This is a genomic window from Halobacteriovorax sp. GB3, from assembly GCF_028649655.1.
GTDB lineage: Bacteria > Bdellovibrionota > Bacteriovoracia > Bacteriovoracales > Bacteriovoracaceae > BSW11-IV.
On the sequence record NZ_JAQSLN010000006.1, the window covers coordinates 37792 to 56478 of the forward strand.

20 protein-coding genes, 2 tRNA genes and 1 pseudogene are annotated in these 18687 nt (G+C 37.0%); 13 read left to right on the top strand and 10 right to left on the bottom strand.

Translation table 11 applies throughout. The annotated features are described in order from the left end of the window. Positions 1–41 precede the first annotated feature (41 nt). From HBN50_RS17380 to HBN50_RS17405, 6 genes are all read left to right on the top strand, one after another. Positions 42–443 (top strand): response regulator, encoded by a 402-nt coding sequence (locus HBN50_RS17380; RefSeq protein ID WP_273872177.1) that lies wholly within the window; start codon positions 42–44, stop codon positions 441–443. An 82-nt stretch (positions 444–525) separates the two neighbouring features. Beyond that, a complete protein-coding gene (locus tag HBN50_RS17385) occupies positions 526–1410 on the top strand; it encodes a hypothetical protein (RefSeq protein ID WP_273872178.1) in 885 nt (294 codons plus the stop codon). A 37-nt stretch (positions 1411–1447) separates the two neighbouring features. Further along, positions 1448–1723 carry a hypothetical protein gene (locus HBN50_RS17390; RefSeq protein ID WP_273872180.1) on the top strand — a complete coding sequence of 92 codons (276 nt, stop codon included), beginning with the start codon at positions 1448–1450 and terminating at the stop codon, positions 1721–1723. 100 nt (positions 1724–1823) lie between these two features. Beyond that, positions 1824–2855: a GNAT family N-acetyltransferase gene (locus tag HBN50_RS17395; RefSeq protein ID WP_273872183.1), complete on the top strand. Its 1032-nt coding sequence runs from the start codon at positions 1824–1826 to the stop codon at positions 2853–2855. Further along, positions 2855–3223, top strand: coding sequence for a cupin domain-containing protein (locus HBN50_RS17400; RefSeq protein ID WP_273872185.1), 369 nt, complete (start codon positions 2855–2857; stop codon positions 3221–3223). The genes HBN50_RS17395 and HBN50_RS17400 overlap by 1 nt, the downstream gene beginning before the upstream one ends. A 447-nt stretch (positions 3224–3670) precedes the next feature. After that, positions 3671–4333 carry a hypothetical protein gene (locus tag HBN50_RS17405; protein WP_273872188.1) on the top strand — a complete coding sequence of 221 codons (663 nt, stop codon included), beginning with the start codon at positions 3671–3673 and terminating at the stop codon, positions 4331–4333. Between the two features lie 438 nt (positions 4334–4771). On the opposite strand, the gene HBN50_RS17410 is transcribed toward HBN50_RS17405, so the two are convergent. After that, positions 4772–4849: transfer RNA gene (locus HBN50_RS17410), tRNA-Glu, on the bottom strand. Between the two features lie 38 nt (positions 4850–4887). Continuing rightward, a tRNA-Lys gene (locus HBN50_RS17415) sits at positions 4888–4964 on the bottom strand. 194 nt (positions 4965–5158) lie between these two features. Between HBN50_RS17415 and mtaB the strand changes: the two genes are divergently transcribed. Then, on the top strand, positions 5159–6466 hold the full coding sequence (gene mtaB / locus HBN50_RS17420) for a tRNA (N(6)-L-threonylcarbamoyladenosine(37)-C(2))-methylthiotransferase MtaB (protein ID WP_273872190.1): 1308 nt from the start codon (positions 5159–5161) through the stop codon (positions 6464–6466). Here the strand turns inward: mtaB and HBN50_RS17425 are convergent. Then, on the bottom strand, positions 6463–6834 hold the full coding sequence (locus HBN50_RS17425) for a hypothetical protein (protein ID WP_273872191.1): 372 nt from the start codon (positions 6832–6834) through the stop codon (positions 6463–6465). The two genes, mtaB and HBN50_RS17425, sit on opposite strands and share 4 nt — an antisense overlap. A 284-nt stretch (positions 6835–7118) precedes the next feature. Next, on the bottom strand, positions 7119–7676 hold the full coding sequence (locus tag HBN50_RS17430) for a hypothetical protein (protein ID WP_273872193.1): 558 nt from the start codon (positions 7674–7676) through the stop codon (positions 7119–7121). Positions 7677–7867: 191 nt separating this feature from the next. Between HBN50_RS17430 and HBN50_RS17435 the strand changes: the two genes are divergently transcribed. Then, on the top strand, positions 7868–8479 hold the full coding sequence (locus HBN50_RS17435; RefSeq protein ID WP_273872196.1) for a hypothetical protein: 612 nt from the start codon (positions 7868–7870) through the stop codon (positions 8477–8479). Positions 8480–8509: 30 nt separating this feature from the next. Here HBN50_RS17435 and HBN50_RS17440 read toward each other — a convergent pair whose 3' ends face one another. The 5 genes from HBN50_RS17440 to HBN50_RS17460 all read right to left on the bottom strand — a co-directional run bounded on the left by HBN50_RS17440 (position 8510) and on the right by HBN50_RS17460 (position 13784). Continuing rightward, complete coding sequence (locus tag HBN50_RS17440; RefSeq protein WP_273872198.1) at positions 8510–9781, bottom strand: adenylosuccinate synthase; 1272 nt, start codon at positions 9779–9781, stop codon at positions 8510–8512. Between the two features lies 1 nt (position 9782). Further along, entirely contained in the window at positions 9783–10730 is a 948-nt protein-coding gene (locus HBN50_RS17445; protein ID WP_273872201.1) for a hydroxyacid dehydrogenase, read from the bottom strand. Between the two features lie 166 nt (positions 10731–10896). Next, the gene (gene feoB / locus HBN50_RS17450; RefSeq protein WP_273872202.1) at positions 10897–12873 is read right to left on the bottom strand and encodes a ferrous iron transport protein B; all 1977 of its coding nucleotides are present in this window, start codon (positions 12871–12873) and stop codon (positions 10897–10899) included. 6 nt (positions 12874–12879) lie between these two features. After that, complete coding sequence (locus HBN50_RS17455; protein ID WP_273872203.1) at positions 12880–13113, bottom strand: FeoA family protein; 234 nt, start codon at positions 13111–13113, stop codon at positions 12880–12882. A 110-nt stretch (positions 13114–13223) separates the two neighbouring features. After that, entirely contained in the window at positions 13224–13784 is a 561-nt protein-coding gene (locus HBN50_RS17460) for a deoxycytidylate deaminase (protein ID WP_273872205.1), read from the bottom strand. Between the two features lie 75 nt (positions 13785–13859). Here HBN50_RS17460 and HBN50_RS17465 point away from each other — a divergent pair, with 75 nt between their 5' ends. Genes HBN50_RS17465 through HBN50_RS17480 form a run of 4 tightly spaced genes read left to right on the top strand, consistent with a single transcriptional unit; the run spans position 13860 to position 17039 of the window. Further along, the gene (locus tag HBN50_RS17465) at positions 13860–14543 is read left to right on the top strand and encodes a hypothetical protein (protein ID WP_273872206.1); all 684 of its coding nucleotides are present in this window, start codon (positions 13860–13862) and stop codon (positions 14541–14543) included. A gap of 9 nt (positions 14544–14552) precedes the next feature. Then, positions 14553–14921: a CoA-binding protein gene (locus HBN50_RS17470; protein ID WP_273872208.1), complete on the top strand. Its 369-nt coding sequence runs from the start codon at positions 14553–14555 to the stop codon at positions 14919–14921. A gap of 20 nt (positions 14922–14941) precedes the next feature. Then, entirely contained in the window at positions 14942–16504 is a 1563-nt protein-coding gene (gene murJ / locus HBN50_RS17475; protein WP_273872209.1) for a murein biosynthesis integral membrane protein MurJ, read from the top strand. 28 nt (positions 16505–16532) lie between these two features. Further along, positions 16533–17039: a DUF507 family protein gene (locus tag HBN50_RS17480; protein ID WP_273872210.1), complete on the top strand. Its 507-nt coding sequence runs from the start codon at positions 16533–16535 to the stop codon at positions 17037–17039. 15 nt (positions 17040–17054) lie between these two features. Here the strand turns inward: HBN50_RS17480 and HBN50_RS17485 are convergent, their stop codons facing one another. Then, on the bottom strand, positions 17055–17648 hold the full coding sequence (locus HBN50_RS17485) for a hypothetical protein (RefSeq protein ID WP_273872211.1): 594 nt from the start codon (positions 17646–17648) through the stop codon (positions 17055–17057). A 197-nt stretch (positions 17649–17845) separates the two neighbouring features. Here HBN50_RS17485 and HBN50_RS17490 point away from each other — a divergent pair. Continuing rightward, positions 17846–18687 (top strand): annotated as a pseudogene (locus HBN50_RS17490) (hypothetical protein); the annotation flags it as partial.

Sequence of the window (18687 nt, forward strand, 5' to 3'; positions counted from 1 at the left end):
TAGTGGGAAAATGAACTTACAAAATGAAAGAGGTGATGTGTATGTTTGATTTTTTTAAGAAGAAAGAAGAAAGCTTTGATGAGCTGGATAAGAATATCAAAGATATCTCTGTCTATTTAGTCGATGATGACCCTGACATTATTACCTTTTTAAAGCGCCACATTGAAAAGAGATGGGGCTTCGCTGTTTCTACCTTTAAGTCTGTACAAGAAGTAACAGACGAGATCAATTCTACTAAGGTTTTACCAAACCTTGTTATTTCCGATGTGAGAATGCCTGATAAAAGTGGGTTAAGTCTCCATTTTGCTTTAAAAGACACGCCAATCATCTTTATCACTGCTCTTGGTGGTGATGATATCGAAGATTCTGAATATACAATTATCGGCAAACCTATCTCTAAGAATCACCTCGATGAACTTATTGTGGAAAAATTACAGCTTTAAGAAACTTGTTCACTTTTGTTCATTGAGAACAACTCTATCCTAAATTAAATCTCTCTTATCAACTCAATAAGGGAGATTTTTTTTGAAAACATTAAAAGCTTTAACATTATTTTCAATACTTGCTAATCCAACATTAGCTTATGCCATCAATTTAAATACAGATTTTTTAGGCTCTGTCATAGAAGGACGAGTGGCCGATGGTGTTCGCAATTTCAATAAACCATGGTTTTGCCAAACATTAGATCAGGGCTTTGGACCATATACTGGAATCGGTAGAACAAAGGCCGAAGCAAAGAGTGATGCACTCAATGAATGTGGTATTTTTTGTAGCAATGATAAAAATGTTGAGTGCGAAAAGAGAAATTCGAATGTTATTGAGCAGGCTGTGAACGGTGAACAAAATCGCGATGAGACTGAGAGAGAGTATATTGAGCGATTGAAAAAGAAAATTTCAGTCTTAAAACAAAGATTGAAAAAGAAAAAAGAAGAAATTGTTTATTTAAGAGAGAAAGTAAAAGATTTAGAAGATAGAGGACCAATTGGTAATTGTGAGGAAACTGTTCGAGAGCTTAAAATTGATCTCTACAACATTACTGTTGAAAACAAAGGTCTTGAAAAATCTAATAAGTCTTGTCTTAAAAACTTAAATCAAGCGAAGAAGAGAATTGAAGAGTTGGAAAATCCAAACCCTGGTCCAAGAGAATTGTCTTCAGATCAAGTTCGAGCTTGTAGTCGTAGAACGACTTCACAGCATTCTCTTGTTTCATGTTTGAAAGTCGTAAAATTTTATAACACAAATGTCTCGCTGATTAATGCCTGTGGCAGGGCTGTTCTTGGTAGTGAAGTCGTTGGTTGCATTGAAGCGGTCGAAACTAGAAAATTTTCAAATCCTGTTTCTGTTGTCAAAGCTTGTCGTTATGCAACGGTCGGATACAAGGATTTTATAAGTTGTATAAATACATTGTAATGAATTTCAACATACTAAAAGTAGATAGGAGATAAAAATGAAGAATTTTTTACTGGTTTTAATTTTACTCAGCTCAATGCCAAGTTTTGCCACGATTATTATGAAAAAAGATATTCACGTTTCGAGTAAGGTAAGCTGTAAAGAGGCAAATGCCGAGCTCTCTTTGAAGATTGATGAATTGAGAAAAGAATTATCTATTGCAACAATTCGACTCGGAAAATGTAACGAATTGACGTTTATAGGAGATGAACCGACTTACCCTCAATCGGCTACAGTTGAGTACGTTGTCGATCAAATCTTAGGTAACTTCTAAAAAAAATGAGAGATGTTGTAAGATAATTTAGGAACAAATTTGTTGGCTTCTTTTGCAAATAAAGTAATCTATCCTTTTGTAAAGGAGCCTTCTTATGTGGATGCCACCAACATTAGAAACAAAGAGATTAATTTTAAGAGAACTTCATATTGATGATGCTGAAGATATCTTTGCTTATGCAAAAAAGAAGCATATTTCTGAGTATACTCTTTGGGAACCACATCAAACGATAAAGGACAGTGAAGACTTTATCTCTGAATATGTTCAATCTTCTTATGAAGAAGGTGCGCCTGAACCATTCGCAATCGTAGAGAAAAAGTCGAGAAGAGTAATAGGAACTGTTGGTTGTTTTTGGGTTTCTAAAACCAATCGCCATATGGAATTGGCCTACGCTTTAAATGATGAGTTTTGGGGGCAAGGTCTAATTGTTGAAGCTGCACAAAAAGTCATCGATTATTGCTTTAGTTTTTTTGAAGTCGATAGAATTCAATGTCGATGCAAAGTTCAAAATATTGCATCTTTTCGTGTGATGGAAAAATTAAACTTCACCTATGAAGGAATTCTTCGAAATGCTATTTATCACAGAGAGCGTTCTTGGGATTTAAAAGTAACTTCTCTTCTTTTAGAAGAATGGAAGTCTACTAAAAAGGGTCCATACATTAGAAGAGCACGAATTGGAGATGAAGAAGGAATCCATCAAGCCCATATGAAATCCATTCAACAAGTTAATGCTAAAGACTATCGCCCTGATCAAATTGAAGCTTGGGGAAATAGAGAGTTTCATAGTGAAAAAAGAAAAAAGGCCATTTTGAATCATCATTTGTGGGTTGTTGAACAAGATAATTCAATTGAAGGTTACGCTCTTATTTTCGATTCAAAAAAAGATTCTACCGTTGAAATTTACGGATTATATCTAACTCCTGAAGTTTTATCTAAGGGATTAGGTTCAACATTAATGGATTATATGATTGATATGTCCATACTTCTTAATAAGAAAAAAATTAAAGCAACTTCAACTCTGACGGCCATTGGTTTCTACGAAAGAATGGGATTTAAGCGAGTCGGTAATATTGAACTAAGTCCAATAAATGGTGCTGATATTGAGGGGCAGCCGATGGAGTTGATTCTTTAATGGATATTAAACGAAAAACGGAAATTCAGCACAAGTTACCTGAAGGGAGAACTGAGGAAGATTATCCATATGCACTATCGGATAAAATTTTTCATACGAATCAATTATTTATCTATTCAGAGAAAGTAAGGCCAGGCACTAAGGCCTCAGCTCCTCATATCCACTCGGCCATTGATGAAGTCGCTTATATTACAAAAGGTGAGTTGTACGCATATGAAGGCGAGAAGTGCGTTGTGCTAAGAGAAGGTGATAGTATTTGTTTTCATGCTAAATCCGAGGAAAAACACTATTTAGAAAATAGGTCAAATTTAGATGCTGAGTTTTTTATTATCAGGCGTTCGACAAAAAAAAGTGATGTTCATTATTAGAGTTTGAAGTGGAGATGTTTGAGACTTAGGTATGCAAGCCAAAGGCGCGGCAGAGCGAGCATTAAATCAAAGACTTACCACTTCTCCTTTTTCGCTGAATTTTCCACGTATTCAAATTCAGTTTCATCATTTTTCATGTTAATTCATCGCTATCGACGTGCAAAAGCGAGCAGAATTTACTGTGATCGATCGGGACTTATTTAAAAAAAATCAAATACGCTCTTTCAAAGAAACTCACAAAATTATACTCTGCTACACTATATCCCTAGGTTTCGTATAAAGTTTAAACACCAGCCAAAACGCTCAACAATCACTGTTATATAACTACTAGATATTTAGTTTTAACAACCGGCATTTGTATTGCATGTATATAGTCAAACTTTTAAATAAAGAAATTATGAGTAATGGTATTTAGAAAAACATTACTTAAATGAGTGGAGAAACTTAATGAAAAACATCTTACTTGGAATTATTGTTCTAACGTCTATTTCATCTTATGCATCTTTAGAAGTTGCAGAGAACGACTCTGTTTTTTTAGTAGAAAACAAAATAATTAAAGAAGATTTAAGTTTTGCACACAAGATTAGTCGTTATATGCATGGGAGAAATGAAGAGCAAAGTGTAGCTATAAAATCCTTGAATGAATATGAAGTAGTGAGAAAAGATAGAAGTGAATTGCAGCTCCAAAACCAACAAGGAGACATAAAGGAAGTTGACCTTGAAGAATTAGACCCTTTTAAAGTTTATAAGAAAGTATTAAGAAAATCACCTGTTTGGTATTACAAGGGTCTCTTGTCTGGAAGAACATATTTCAAGGCTAGTCAGGTAGGTATAAATCTAAAAGACGAAGACTTGGCCATATTTGAAGATGATAAAGATCAAAAGGTTGTTGGCCGCCTTGTCGTTGCAGTGGATAATCAAGGGTTTTGTTTTGGAGAATCTCTATGTATTGGAGATGAATTTGAAACAAAATATGGGAGGAAAAAGCTCGTCGCTTTTATTCCAAAGACACAGAACAGAGTAGAGGATGAATATATTTTTGAGACAGAAAAGGGACTAATGAGTAACTATACACTTTCACAAGTTGAGAGAATAATTTTTAATAAATAGGAATATGAACTAAGTCTGCGCGAAAAGGCTCAGACTTAAAATACAAAAAATAAATTTTGATCGAAAAAGCGAGTTTTTCGATCAGTGAATAGAAAGACAAAGAATTAAAATATAAACGGTTTTAGAAATAGTCTGTCGCTTTTATCGATAGTGAATTTGAGATTCTTTCCACTGCCGACCGAGGACTTCCCGAATAACGAGCAAACGTTTTTAGAAATAAAAAAAGCCAGTCATAGACTGGCTTCTTTTATAAATTGGTACTCCCAAGGGGCATCCCGCGGCAATGGTTGCCAGTGGCAAGCATTGAAGTGGAGATGTTTGAGACTAAGGTATGCAAGCCAAGGGCGCGGCAGACCGAGCATCAAGTCAAAACTTCTATATTAATGGAATTATAAGGCAAAAAAAAGCCTAATCCGAAGATTAGGCTTTTTATAAACTTGGTACTCCCAAGGGGATTCGAACCCCTGTTACCGCCGTGAAAAGGCGGTGTCCTAGACCGGGCTAGACGATGGGAGCATTATCTGAAATTTGTTTAGATTATACTCAAATCGAAATGGTGATCTCGCTGTGACTCGAACACAGGACCCTCTCCTTAAAAGGGAGATGCTCTAACCAACTGAGCTACGAGACCACATCCGTCATTTCGGTGAAAGAGATACTAAGAAATTGATGGATAAAAGTCAATGGACTTTTTTAGCTTCTGTATATTTTTTTCTAAAAACTGCATGATTTTCTTGAAAATTGGGCACTTCGTGTTAAATTTCAGTCAGTTCAAAATACGTATTTTTTAGCCTCTTATTTAGCTTGGGCATAGGTCTAATAGAAATGACAACTGAAACAGAATTAACAAATGAATCATTGAAAAAAGTTAGCTTTCACACGCTTGGGTGTCGCCTGAATTTTTCAGAAACAGGATCAATCGCTCAAGGGTTTGTTGATCGTGGTTATAAAGTTGTTGATTTCGGTGAGAGTTCTGATGTTACTTTTATTAATACTTGTACGGTAACTGATGGTGCGGACTCTACTTGTCGTAACCTTATTCGTAAGGCGCATAAAGCAAGTCCTGAAGGAAAGATTGTCGTTGCTGGTTGTTACGCACAAATGGATGCTCCACGTATTGCTCAAATGCAAGGAGTTGATCTTGTATTAGGGACGACTGAAAAATATAAAGTTTTTGATTACCTTAGTGAAGAAGGTGATGATGTTATTCATATCGATAAGACTCACGAGTTTTACGGGGCCGCGACAACTTCTGCCGAAGGACATACGAGAGCTTTTTTAAAGATTCAAGATGGGTGTAACTATGTTTGCTCATTTTGCATTATTCCTTTTGCAAGAGGGCGCTCAAGGGCCATCAGTGTTGCAGAAGCAGTGACTAATGCAAAAGCACTTCTTGAAAGAGGCTTTAAAGAAATTGTTTTAACTGGTGTTAATATTGGTGAATATGAGGCCAATAGTGGTGAGAAGCTCACTGATCTTATCAAAGAACTTCTATCTCTTGAGGGTCTTGAAAGGCTACGACTCTCTTCAGTTGAACCAAATACGATTACAGATGAACTTTTAGAAGTATTTAAATCTTCTCCTAAATTTATGGATCATTTTCATATTCCACTTCAAAGTGGTGATGATGAGATTCTTAAGAATATGAGAAGAAAGTATGATGTTTCTTATTATAGAGATGTTATTAATAAAATCATTACAGCTTTTCCAAATGCTGGAATTGGTGCTGATATAATTTGTGGCTTCCCTGGTGAGACAGAGGAGCAGTTTCAAAATACGTTTAAGCTTTTAAAAGAGCTACCTATTACCCATTTTCACGTCTTTCCTTATTCAAAGAGAAAGAACACAACGGCTGCAAAAATGGATAACCACATCCAGCACGGACCAAAGAAAGAAAGAGTTCGTGCCTTGAATATGTTTGGTGAAGCTAAGCTTAATATGTTTGCTGAGGATCAGGTAGGTAGCACGAGTGAAGTTCTTTTTGAAAGAAAGAATAAGGCCGGTCTGTGGGAAGGTTATACGACAAATTATGTTCGCGTCTTTGTTGATAGCAAAGATGATCTAAAGAATCAGATTAAAGAAGTTTATTTAAAAGAGTTTAAAGAGAATAAACTCTATGGTGAAATTCTTTAATTCTTCGCTCTAAAATAGCGCATTTTAATCGTTCCACGTTTAATTTGAGGTCTAGAGTTAAGACCTTTCTCATAAGCGTGTATTGAGCTTGAAAGCGGAGCTAGAGAGAATATCTTGTTGAAGACATTCTCCTTTTGCAAAATAAACCCATTTCCAATATAGGTTGCACTATGGGCAGGTCTCGGTGGTAGGTTTCTGTAGTAATTCTTTCCATTTTCTGTATAGCGAGACTTCGAGTGTTCTTCAAAGTAAATAAGATCGCCTTTTTTTAGATCTTCTCTTTTAACTTTCGTTAAGTTTGAGACATAGTCTTCAAGGATAACGGCCGACTGATAATTTGGATTAAGATAGCTTGTTGACTCATTCATATATAAAGAAAGCCAATGGCAATTAGGGTAGGCTCCAGCAGGGTGAATTTCATCATCAATTTCTTTTTGTGCCCTTTGAATTGTTTCAACTAATTCATTTGATAATTGATTATCAATTATATCCTTACATTGTTTTTGATTTTAGAGTTCTTTACAGCAAGAGATTCCCTTGTGGATGAAACGATTTTCATCTTCACAGAAAAGAGAATTCCCTAGTGCGCACTTTATTTGCAGCAGTAGGGAAATCATTATTAATAGGGGGATTGTTTTATTGTAGTTTTTGATCATTCAAACTTTATGTATAAGCTATAATCGTTAGCACAGTAGACTTGGTAATAAATCATGGAAGGGTCTTCTGGTGTGGTAAAGCGAACTTCACGACAAAGTTTCCCATCAATTTGCTTAACTTGAACTTCTTCTTCAAAGAAGTCTGAACATGTTGTTCGAGCATGAGGAAATCTTGGTTTTCCAAGGATTGAGTAAGTATCTTTTAATCTATTTGTACCTCTGATATTTGTTTTCAAATGAGGATGTTTCTCTTCCATATTGAGGATTTCATCTAGTGTAAAGGGCCTAGAAATTCCACCTTGTTGAACAAGTTGAGTTTGTCCCTCTTGTTTTTGAACTTCTTTTTCCCAAACTTCTTTTTGAGATAAGAAAATTCCATAGCAGTAGGTATAAGGGTCAATTTTCCCCTTTGATTTAGTTGAATCATCTGATTTTATCGTTTGGTTTCTATAAATAAGTGATTGAAGGTAGCTTGTTTTAAAGCTTCCAATCCCAAACGAATAAGAATGAAATGATACGGCCAAGATGGTCAGCGCCGTGACTTTCTTAAGCATAAAAAACTCCTTTGTGTTTATAAAGCAAGATCGTTGCCATATCTATTTTCTTAATTTCAGCACTTTATAAAGAAGGAATTGTCTAAACTTTAAACAAAAACGTTCAACTTTTGACATTTCTTTGACACAATTTACATTTGGAAAGTTCATCATGGAATACGTAGCAAGATCATCACAAACAAGGAGTTTAGATGAAAAAACAAGCAATTCTTTTAGGATCATTTGTACTTTTGGCCTCAATCTTCCCATTAAATAGTAGCGCAGCTGAAAGTTGTAATGAAGTGAAAGAGTGCTTAGATCTTGCGAGTAAATTAACAGGTAAATCGTATACAACGACGATTAAACTACAAGGAGGTGTTACAAATTCTGATGATTTAAAATGGAATCAAAGTAATGCAGACAAATTAATTACAAGTTTACTATTTGAAAGTAACTTGATTCGAGTACCTATTGATGAAAAGACGTACAAGATTGTTGAGTCACGAGATGTTCGCTATCAATCTCTCCCAATAATGAACGTGAACACAAAGAGTGACTCAACGGGGATTCCTAAGACCCATGACTTCTTCATGGCATCCTACACACTCACACATCCTAATAGCGGAGCGCTAATAGCAAGGGCCCTCCGTCCTTTCATAAGTCGATACGGACGTATTATCGAAAGCAAGCTTGCTAGTACGTTAATTATTCAAGATACGGGACTCAATATAAACCGCCTACACACCTTAATTGGCAAGCTAGATGTGAAGCCAAGTAAAGAGGCATTAAGAGAGTTAAAAGAGAAAAAAAATAAGGAGAAATAAAAAAGGGGAGTGAATACTCCCCTTCTTTTTCTAGAAGTAGTCTTTTCTGAATTTAATTTCACTTCTCTCAGGCCCGTAAGCAATAATTCCAACGGGGATTTCAATGAATTGTTCAACCTCTTTAATATAGTCTTCCAATTCTTTTGAGAGAGTGTCTGACTTAAAGTCATCACTGAAGCATTTCATTTTTTTATAAAGTGGTTTCACTTTAGAGAGATCGATACCAGGATAAGCACAGTCAATTGTTTCACCTTCGTATTCATAGGCATAACAAACTTTAAGAGTATCCATTCCACTTAAAACATCGACTTTTGTCAGCGCGATAGATGTTAGATTAGATGCTTTTACCGTGTACTTGAGAAGTGGAAGATCTAGCCAGCCACATCGTCTTTTTCGGCCAGTCGTTGCTCCAAATTCTCCACCTTTTGTTTGAATAAATTCACCAACATCATCAAATAACTCAGTTGGAAAAGGTCCCTCGCCAACTCTTGTCGTATAGGCCTTTGTGATACCCAAGACTTCTGAAATCGATTTTCCTGGAAGACCTGCTCCTGTGTAGATCCCACCACAAGATGTATTTGAAGAAGTAACAAAAGGATAAGAACCATAGTCAATATCCAAGAGTACTCCTTGTGCACCTTCATAGAGAAGTTTCTTATTTTCACGAATTGATTGATCGAGAAAACTGAATGTGTCAGTTGCAAATGGTTTAATCTTTTTACCTAGTTCATAGAGTCTTTTCGCTTCTTCTTGTGCGCTAGGGTAGTCACATCTATAGAGATTTTTAAAAAGAGCTTCTTTTTCAATGAGATTTGCTTCAAGCTTTGTTGTTAGTATGTCTAAATCAAAAAGATCTCGAAGCTTAATTCCTTTTCTTGAAATTTTATCTTCATAAGTTGGTCCAATACCTTTTCCGGTTGTTCCAATCTTAACTGGACCCTTGGCTTCTCTTTGACCATCTAAAAGCTTATTGTAGTAAGTAATGATTGAACAATTTGATGAGATCTTTAGATTCTCACTCGTGAGATTGATTCCAGAGTTTGAAACATTCTCCATTTCAACCATAAAGGCTTCAGGGTCGAAGACAACACCATGACCAATCACTGAAGTACAGTGAGAGTGGAGTACTCCTGAAGGAATAAGGTGAAGAACGATTTTCTTGTCGCCTACAATAATAGTGTGTCCAGCATTGTTTCCGCCTTGATAGCGTACGACAACATCGCATTTTGCACCAAGTAGATCTGTAATCTTGCCTTTTCCCTCATCTCCCCATTGGGAGCCAATAATTGCTAGCGATTGCATATTAGGCCTTTACTTCGTTAACGAGGTTTTCGTTAAGGAAGAATTCTTTTAATTGATCAAAGGCCATGGCCCCAACTCTAATTTGCGCCTCTTCTGTTGCAGCACCTAAATGCGGAGTCATAACAAGGTTTTCTAGAGTTCTAAGTTTAGAGTTTTCTTCAAGTGGCTCTGTTGCATAAACATCAAATCCAGCACCTCTGATTTTTCCTTCATTCAGAATGTTAAAGAGAGCTTCTTCATTAACAATTCCACCACGAGAGGCGTTCACAAGGACTGAATCTGGTTTCATTAGTCCTAGAAGTTTTTCATCAACTAGTCCTCTCGTACTATCCATTAAAGGAGTGTGAAGAGTAATCACATCACAAGTTGAGAAGATTTCTTCAAGGTCTTTTGCTTTTGTCGCATAAGGAATATCTGATTTTTCAAGGAACGGGTCGAAGAAAAGAACTTCTGGCTCAAACCCAGAAAGTCTCTTCGCCACGATCTGACCAATACGACCAAATCCAACGACACCAATTTTCTTATTGGCCAATTCTAAACCTGTATATTTTGATTTATCCCATCCACCATTTTTCATCGTAGAGTGGGCATAGGCCGTCTTTCTTAAAACTGTCATCATAAGAGCAATGGCGTGCTCTGCGGCTGAGTTGTTATTAGCACCTGGAGTATTTGAAACTTTAACTCCTAATTCTTCACATTTCACTTTATCGATATTATCAGTTCCTTCTCCAGCACGGATAACATACTTGAGGTTAGGTGCACTTTTCAGTAATTCTGCATCAACTGTTGTCGCTGAACGAATGACGAGAGCATTTACTTTAGGAAGCAGTTCTTTTAATTCGTCTTGTGTGAGTTTTGCTTTTGGATGAACTTCAAATTCAGCTTGTTCTTGTAAATTAGCAAAAACATCTTTGTCCATTCCATCTGATACAACGATAAACGGTTTCATGTATTTCTCCGTATGGTGTAGGTGTTAAAGTCATTAAAGATTATAGGGGGGAACTGACTTTTTGTCTTGGTGTAATTGGGAAGAAATTAGAGGATAAATAATAGGATTTTGTTAAGATTAGAAAATAAAAAGGGTGGAGAAATTCCACCCTTTTTTAGTAAGCTATTTAAATGAGTAATTGATAGGTCAGAAAGGCTCCGCCGTAAGCAAGAAGAGTTAGGTATGCAGTCATTCCTAATACACTTTTCCATGATTCTGTTTCTCTTTTTACAATGGCCAGAGTTGAAATACACTGAGCTGCAAAAGCAAAGAAAATTAATAGAGACCAAGCAACGGCAAAATTAAATACTGGCTTACCAGTCACTGGATTAATTTCTGATTGCAATCGCTCTCTTAGTGTCGTTGATTCTTCATCAACATCTCCAAGAGCATAAATTGTTCCAAGTGTTGAAACGAAAAGTTCTCTCGCACCAAAGGCAACAAGAATTCCGATTCCCATTTTCCAATTATAACCAAGTGGTTCGATAACAGGCTCGATTGTTTTACCAAGGCGACCCATCGTTGAATATTCAAGACTGTAAGACGCTTGTTGTGCTTCTGTCATGCCCTCAAGCTTTGAATCATCGACTTTAGGGAAAGTTGAGAGAACCCAGATCACCATTGATAGGGCAAGTATGATTGTTCCTGCTTTCTTTAAGAAAACCTTTCCTTTTAAGACAGAGGATTTCATTGCCGTTTTAAATGAAGGTCTATTATAAAGAGGAAGCTCAATGATAAATGAATTCGTCTTCCCTTTATAAAGAGTCAATCTGAAAATCTTTGCCATAATTAAAGCAACGATACTTCCTAGAAAGTATAGAAAGAAAAAAGAAAGGGCCTGAAGATTAAAGACTCCAAGTACAGTTTTTTCTGGAATAAAAGTACCAATGAGAAGAATGTAAACTGGAAGTCTTGCAGAACATGTAATGAGTGGAATCGTCATTAACGTTGCAAGTCTCTCTTTCTTGTCGGCAATTGTTCTTGTGGCCATGATTGCTGGAACTGAACAAGCAAAACCCGACATATACGGAAGGAAGGCCTTTCCGTTAAGACCAAAGTAACTCATGATCTTGTCTGTTAGGATTGATGCTCTTGCAATATATCCTGATTGCTCAAGAAGGCTTAAAAGAAAGAAGAGAATCATAATTTGTGGAAGGAAGATAACGACTCCTCCTACACCCGCAATAACTCCATCTACGAGAAAGCTATTGAGCATTCCCTCTGGAAGAGTTGCAGCGACAAATTCTCCAAGAGCTCCAATATTCTCATCAATAAAGTCCATGATAGGACCTGAAAATGTATAAAGAGCGTGAAAGATGAAGTAAAAGATACCGAGGAAAACTACTCCTCCAAAGAATGGATGGAGAATTAGATTGTCGATTCTATTTGTCGTTTTAATATAATTATCGTGATTGGCAATTGTGTAATTGGCCTTAAGATCACGAGACTTTCGTTGGTAAGATTCAACAATGGCCAGAGTATCAACTTCGTTATGTCCTAGGTCAATAAATTCGTTGCTGTTATAGTCAGTATCAAATGGGTTATAGCTACTAGACTCTTCAGAAAGAATAATCTTTTTAGATAGAGAAACTGGTTTATCTGCAAGATTATTTCTTAGAAAGGCGTCGAGTTCTTTTTCGTTTCCTTTGATCGTACTTGTAATGATAAAAGGAACATTTAAGTTTTTTCCAAGTCCTTCTAGGTCGAGGTTTTTAGCAACTTCAATATCTGATTTATTAAAGATAACTTTGATATTACCTTCGTAGAAGTCCTTTAGGGCCAGGGCTAAAGCGAGAGAAGCTTCAAGTCTTGTTAAGTCAATAACAACGACAACTTCATCATATTCTTTTAGTCTTGGGTTTTCTTTGACAAGAGTCGAGACCGTAACAGCTTCATCAATTGATGAGGGAACTAAACTATAAATTCCTGGTAGGTCAACAATGTTGATTTGCTTTTCATTCTTCTTATTACTTCTTAATGCAGCAGTTGCTGTGTCGACTGTAATTCCTGAATAATTGGCAACTTTTCTGTTTGCTCCTGAGAGCATGTTAAAGAGAGCTGTCTTCCCAGAGTTTGGGCAGCCCAGTAGTAAAACTGTACTCATAATAATTTATCCTGCAATCACTTCAACGTTAATTAGTTCAGCTTGTTTCGTTCTCATCGCAATGAGTTCACCATGTTTCAATCGAATGGTAAGTGGAGAGCCTAAGAAAGATTGGCTAATGATAGTAACTTCGTCACCAGGTAAAAGACCAACTCCAACCATAAGTGCTTTGGCATCGAAAGCATCGTTGAATGATTTGATTTTTACAATCTGACCTTTTTTGATTTTGGAAAGGACCATAACGTTCTTCTTTGTTAGATTTTGTCTGCTTACTACTGGTATTACTACAGTTTTATTATTCAAACAATAGTATACCATACAAAATATATGAAACTTATAGTGAGCTTAGGTTAGCTTTGGACGAGGGCCTGTAAATGTTGACTTAGCTCAACTAGGACTCTGTCTTGTAGCTCAAGGCGTCGATATTGAATTCCACATAACTCAAAAATTCTTTTTGAGATGCGGTTGGACTCAGTCCCAACATGTTTGTCTGAAAGATAGATAACTTCTTTAACTTTTGAGCTGGCAAGAAGCTTAGCGCACTCGTGGCAAGGAAAAAGTGTTACATAACATCTTGAATTTGATAGGCCTCTTGTTGAGTGAAGGATGGCGTTCGCCTCAGCGTGCACGACATATCCATATTTTTGATACTCTAAAGGGGCAGTCTTATCTTTGCCCCAAGGAAGGCTCGATTCGTCAATACCAGCGACAAAGCCGTTATAGCCAAAGGTGATTTGATGATTGTTTTCGTCAACGAAGACGCATCCAACTTTAGTTGCAGGATCTTTGGATTTGAAACTTGCCATCATTGCTTGAAGCATGAAGTATTCGTCCCAGTTCAGAGCACTTGAGGGTTCGATAAAGTTGAATTCATATTCTTTTTTATTTTCAAAGCTTTCTAATTGATCCATGCTAAATTACTAGCTTAGACAACTGTGTTTGAAAAGCTGTTTTATCGATATTGAAAATTGTAAATGGTTAAAATTATGAAGAATGTTGTAAGAAAAGTAATTGCGGTCCTCTTTCTCATTGGTGTTTATGGTGCCTATACTTTGGTGATCATGAAAGAGAGAAAAGATGATGTGGGCAATGGAATTGTGGAAAGTTCAAATAGTGTTGAAAGGTCTAATTCTAATGGTCTTACTCCCAGTGGAAATCGCTCGGCAATTTCGGAGATAAAAAACCTTAAGCACCATGAAATGAGTGTTATCGAGTCGGTTTTAGATAGTTGTTATGAAGTAAACCAAGATGTGAATAGTGGCTTTGAAGATCTTGTTACTTTTAAAACCTTCATGGCCAAACAGCTTGGTGCTTACGAAGAGAGCTCTTTTTCTTGGCAAAATATTCACTTTGAAAGTGAGCAGGGGGATGTCTTTCGCTTGAGAGTTTTTATGGACGATGCAGAAAATGGTGAAGTAAAGAGGTTAGTTCTCTATAAAGAAGATACAGATACTTTTCCAGTTCCTGTTAAAATTGACCCTAAAGATGTCTATAATCCAACCCCTGAAGTCATTCAAAAATATGTGAATGGCGGTAAGGTCTTATATGATGAACTTGCAGAATCTCTTAAATTTGATGGAGGCGAGGTCTTCATTAAAAAGATTGGTGGTAAAATAAAAGAGGCACAAATTACAACTCCAAATGGAGTTACTCAATGTGTTTTTAATTAGGGAGTTCATGTGAGTAGTGAAAAAGTTATTATTCTTGGTGCTTCGGACTGTGTTGATCGCTATTCTTATAAAGCGATGAAGATGCTTGAAGACCATGGGCATGAGACGATTTTAGTCCATCCAAAACTCAGTGAGATTGAAGGGAGAAAAGTATTCTCTTCTCTGAGTGAACTGAAAGGAAAGTACGACACTCTTACTGTTTATGTAAATTCTAAAATTAGCTCGCAGTTAAAAGATGAAATATTAAAGTTGGATGTAGGAAGAGTTATTTTTAATCCAGGCACTGAAAATGATTTTTTAGAAAGTGAACTCACTAAGAATAATATTTCTACTGAAAGAGCTTGTACTCTCGTTCTTCTATCGACAGACCAGTTTTAAGAGCTTTATGATAGAGCTCTATGAGTAAAGATAAAAAGTCATTCATTCTTTCGGCCTTAAAAATGGCCCTGGCTACATTTTCATCTAGAGTTCTTGGACTTGTTCGAGAAAAAGCCCTTGCCCATGTCTTTGGTGCCTCTGGTATCACTGATGCTTATTCCATCGCTTATCGATTGCCCAATATGCTGAGAGACCTTTTTGCTGAAGGTGCCTTTTCATCGGCATTTGTTCCCGTCTTTACAGAAATTCGTACGATTAGTGACGAGGAAGCAAGAAGACTTCTATGGTCGATGTTTCTCCTTCTTGGAACAGTTACTGGGTTCATCTCTCTCTTTATTATGGGTTTTGCCAGTGAAATTCTTCATCTTATGACTGATGAGAAATTTACATCAGACCCTCAGAGGGTAGAGGTTACAGTGATGCTCATTCGCATCATGGCTCCTTTTCTTACATTTGTTTCTCTTGCGGCACTTTTTATGGGTGCGCTCAATACACTTAAAGTATTTTTCATTCCAGCAATGGCCCCGGCTTTCTTCAATGTAGTGATGATTCTTGCCATCCTCTTTGGTCCAAGTGTTATGGAGAACTTTGGAATGAATGGAGCTTATGCTCTAGGTTTCGGTGTATTAATCGGTGGTGCTGTTCAAATGCTTATTCAGCTTCCGATTTTATTTAAAAAGGCCTATGGACCACTAGGTCCAGTGAAGCTCTTTAGCAAAGCAACGACTAAGATCATGAACCGAATTAGTATTGGTACGATCGGTATTGCTGCAACTCAGATCAACATTTTAATCACGACAATGCTTGCTACTTCAACAATGGTTGGAGCAGTGACGTGGCTAAATTATGCTTTTCGCCTTTTTCAATTTCCTGTTGGAATTTTGAGCGTTTCGATTGCTAACTCGAATCTTGTCCATTTTTCTGAAACCTGGAAAAAGGGCGATCGCATCGGAAGTATTGAGCATTTGAAAACGGGTTACTTCTTTTCTTTTCTCACTGTGATGCCTGCCTTTGCTCTTTTATTTGCACTTGCAAGTGAAACGGTTCAATTGATTTTTGAAGGTGGTCGTTTTGGTGGTCAAGATACGGCCATGGTTACGAGTGCTCTGAATTACTATTTAGTTGGACTTCCTTTTTATGGACTTTATAAAATCTTTTCTCCAACGTTTTTTACTTTAGATAAACCAAAAGTTCCGGTTCTTATTTCTGTGCTGGCCATCTTTTGCAATATCATCTTTTGTGTGAGTTTAACTCCTGTTTACGGTTTTAAGATTCTTGCTCTAGGGACAAGTCTTTCGATGCTTGTCATCACTCTTTTACAATCGATCTTTTTAAATAAGTATCTCGACATAGGGATTCGCTTCTTTCTCTATCCAAGAATTTTTAAAATCTTCATTGCTGCGATTGGATGCTATCTAGCAGCTGAGAATGTTTCTCAACTATTTTATGATAGAGAGGCAATTTATTTAGAAAGGGCCCTTTATTTCTGTTTAAGTGGGATCTCTGGTGTTTTGGCTTATGCGTTAATTCTAGGGGTTCTAGGAGAATTTAAAAGCCTTTTAAAATTAATTAAGCGTAAATAGTGAGGAATTCTGTAAAGTTACTTGTTAGATGCAAGATTTATGGGGTACACTAAAAGACAGATTTTACAAGTATTTGGAGTTTTTCAATATGAGAACTGATTTTGAAACACTAAAAACTCTTGCGAGTTACACAATTGATAATCTTAAGGCCAAAGGGATGATCGAATTCGACATTGCTAACCGTGAAGCTTTAATTGATTCAATGGCCACTGAATATGGTGTTAGTTTTGCTACTGATGAAGATATTCGTGAGCAAGCTGTAGAAGAAGTGCAAGAGAAAATGGGAGATGATTATCTTCCTGAAGACATTACTGAAACTGAAATGTTCAACCACGCCAGAAAAGAAATTATTAAGTCTTTCAGTGGTGAGAATATTAGTGGACTTTACCTTGTAGAGTCTCTTAATCAGATTTCTAAAAGAATGAATGATTTCGTTTTGAGTAGCGATTTTATTGATGATGTTTTTGGAAGTGATGAAGAGCTTCAAGCTTTTCTCATTAGAAAGATTCGTCAATTCTCTTCTAAAAAGAATTAATTAAAGGCCACCTTCTTAGGTGGCTTTTTTTATGTCTAGTCTTAAAATTGCCTCTTCAAAATAGGGCCCTTCTACGAGGCCATTCAAAATAGAACTTCTCGATTCACACAATAGAAAAGCTTTTTGCTCTTTATCTTTAAGAAGGAAGGCGTCGTAGTAGATTCTATCAACTTGTTCCTGAGTTGCCATGCCTTCTATTCGTACCATTTCTGTTGAGGGGCTACTCGTGCTTAGAGGGTGATCGCAAAAGTCAGCCGGGTTAAGGATGTCTCCTGTATCGGGATCAAAGAGGATTTCTCTCTCTTTCATAAGAGATTTGAATTTATCTTCAATGAGCATTCCTTCACCTTCAAATGGCATCCATGTAAAGGTGGCCTTCCAGTCGTAGCGAGTGTCAGTTCTTTCAAATGTAAGCGTGTCTACTTCATCTAAAGTTTTATCCCACCAAGAGGGGATGAGAAAACGGTAGCCATGAAAATCTATCGGCAATGCCGTTTCTAAAAACGTATTTTTTTCATTTTTTATAATGAAGCTCGTGTAAATAAGAGCGAGGATAACCCCAATTACGATAAGCCATTCAAATAGTGTTCCATATCCATTCATAGGCATGAAGATAGCTTTAAAGTACTTTCCAGTAAATACTCATTCTGATCATGTTTGACGTAATTTCAAGAGTTTAAGGATTTTCATCAAATAAAGTTAAAGTTTTATCAAGTAATCACCGTAAAGCGAATGAGATAAAAAATCTTGGCCTGTTTAAAATATTTAATGAACTCGGGTTAAGATACATAAGATGAGAGGACCTTATGCAATTTGGTACTAAAAAGCTTTTATTTGTTGTCTGGTTGATGACGTCACTTGTGGGAGGAACTCTTGCAAATGATCCATACTCGGACTCTAGCTTTGAAGACTATTATAATGATTCGGGATCGAGTGCTCCAAACGCACAAGCATCAAACGACTGTCAGTTTATCGCAGACTCAGATAGTAGAGATCGTTGTTATCTGCTAAGACAATCTGCTTCGATTGGTGGGGAAGTTTGCGTGGAATGTTTGATGATGCAGCCACCGAAGAATGACGTTTGGTCTGAACGATTAAATGCAGTCATGCCTGTAGTTGGTTTACTTGGATCAGCTTATCTCGGATACAAGTCAAATAAAGCATGGGCCAATGCCTACGAGGGTTACTACAACTCTGGTTACGAAGCATGTAAATCAAATTTTAACTCATATCTTGATTATTCTATCGAAAGAGGAGCCACTCCAATTGTTGCTGAAGATGCTCAGAGCATGATGCAATGTAATGGTAACTTTGTTGGCGGCGGAGACTTCGCTGGCTTTGGTGGAATCTATGGAAGTGGTTTTGGTGGACTGGGTGGAAATCCTTTTCTTAGCGCCGGCTACACTCCTGGATTCTTAGGTGGAATGATGGGGCCATATTTCTCTGGCTCAGGTGGAATGTATCCTGGACTTGGAATTGGAATCGGTGGATCTCTTGGAGGTCTTGGTGGTTACGGTAATGGTATTGGAATCTCTGGCGGTATTACTATCGGTGGAGGTTTAGGTGGATATCCTGGAATCGGAATCGGCGGTTACCCTGGTGGAATCGGTGGTGGATATCCTGGAATTGGAATCGGAATCGGCGGTGG

Bases quoted from the DNA above. Each gene is read 5' to 3' on its own strand.
- HBN50_RS17380 (WP_273872177.1), top strand. From the start codon at position 42: ATGTTTGATTTTTTTAAGAAGAAAGAAGAAAGCTTTGATGAGCTGGAT.
- HBN50_RS17390 (WP_273872180.1), top strand. From the start codon at position 1,448: ATGAAGAATTTTTTACTGGTTTTAATTTTACTCAGCTCAATGCCAAGT.
- HBN50_RS17395 (WP_273872183.1), top strand. From the start codon at position 1,824: ATGCCACCAACATTAGAAACAAAGAGATTAATTTTAAGAGAACTTCAT.
- HBN50_RS17400 (WP_273872185.1), top strand. From the start codon at position 2,855: ATGGATATTAAACGAAAAACGGAAATTCAGCACAAGTTACCTGAAGGG.
- HBN50_RS17405 (WP_273872188.1), top strand. From the start codon at position 3,671: ATGAAAAACATCTTACTTGGAATTATTGTTCTAACGTCTATTTCATCT.
- mtaB (WP_273872190.1), top strand. From the start codon at position 5,159: ATGACAACTGAAACAGAATTAACAAATGAATCATTGAAAAAAGTTAGC.
- HBN50_RS17425 (WP_273872191.1), bottom strand. From the start codon at position 6,834: ATGAATGAGTCAACAAGCTATCTTAATCCAAATTATCAGTCGGCCGTT.
- HBN50_RS17430 (WP_273872193.1), bottom strand. From the start codon at position 7,676: ATGCTTAAGAAAGTCACGGCGCTGACCATCTTGGCCGTATCATTTCAT.
- HBN50_RS17435 (WP_273872196.1), top strand. From the start codon at position 7,868: ATGAAAAAACAAGCAATTCTTTTAGGATCATTTGTACTTTTGGCCTCA.
- HBN50_RS17440 (WP_273872198.1), bottom strand. From the start codon at position 9,781: ATGCAATCGCTAGCAATTATTGGCTCCCAATGGGGAGATGAGGGAAAA.
- HBN50_RS17445 (WP_273872201.1), bottom strand. From the start codon at position 10,730: ATGAAACCGTTTATCGTTGTATCAGATGGAATGGACAAAGATGTTTTT.
- feoB (WP_273872202.1), bottom strand. From the start codon at position 12,873: ATGAGTACAGTTTTACTACTGGGCTGCCCAAACTCTGGGAAGACAGCT.
- HBN50_RS17455 (WP_273872203.1), bottom strand. From the start codon at position 13,113: ATGGTCCTTTCCAAAATCAAAAAAGGTCAGATTGTAAAAATCAAATCA.
- HBN50_RS17460 (WP_273872205.1), bottom strand. From the start codon at position 13,784: ATGGATCAATTAGAAAGCTTTGAAAATAAAAAAGAATATGAATTCAAC.
- HBN50_RS17465 (WP_273872206.1), top strand. From the start codon at position 13,860: ATGAAGAATGTTGTAAGAAAAGTAATTGCGGTCCTCTTTCTCATTGGT.
- murJ (WP_273872209.1), top strand. From the start codon at position 14,942: ATGAGTAAAGATAAAAAGTCATTCATTCTTTCGGCCTTAAAAATGGCC.
- HBN50_RS17480 (WP_273872210.1), top strand. From the start codon at position 16,533: ATGCAAGATTTATGGGGTACACTAAAAGACAGATTTTACAAGTATTTG.
- HBN50_RS17485 (WP_273872211.1), bottom strand. From the start codon at position 17,648: ATGCCTATGAATGGATATGGAACACTATTTGAATGGCTTATCGTAATT.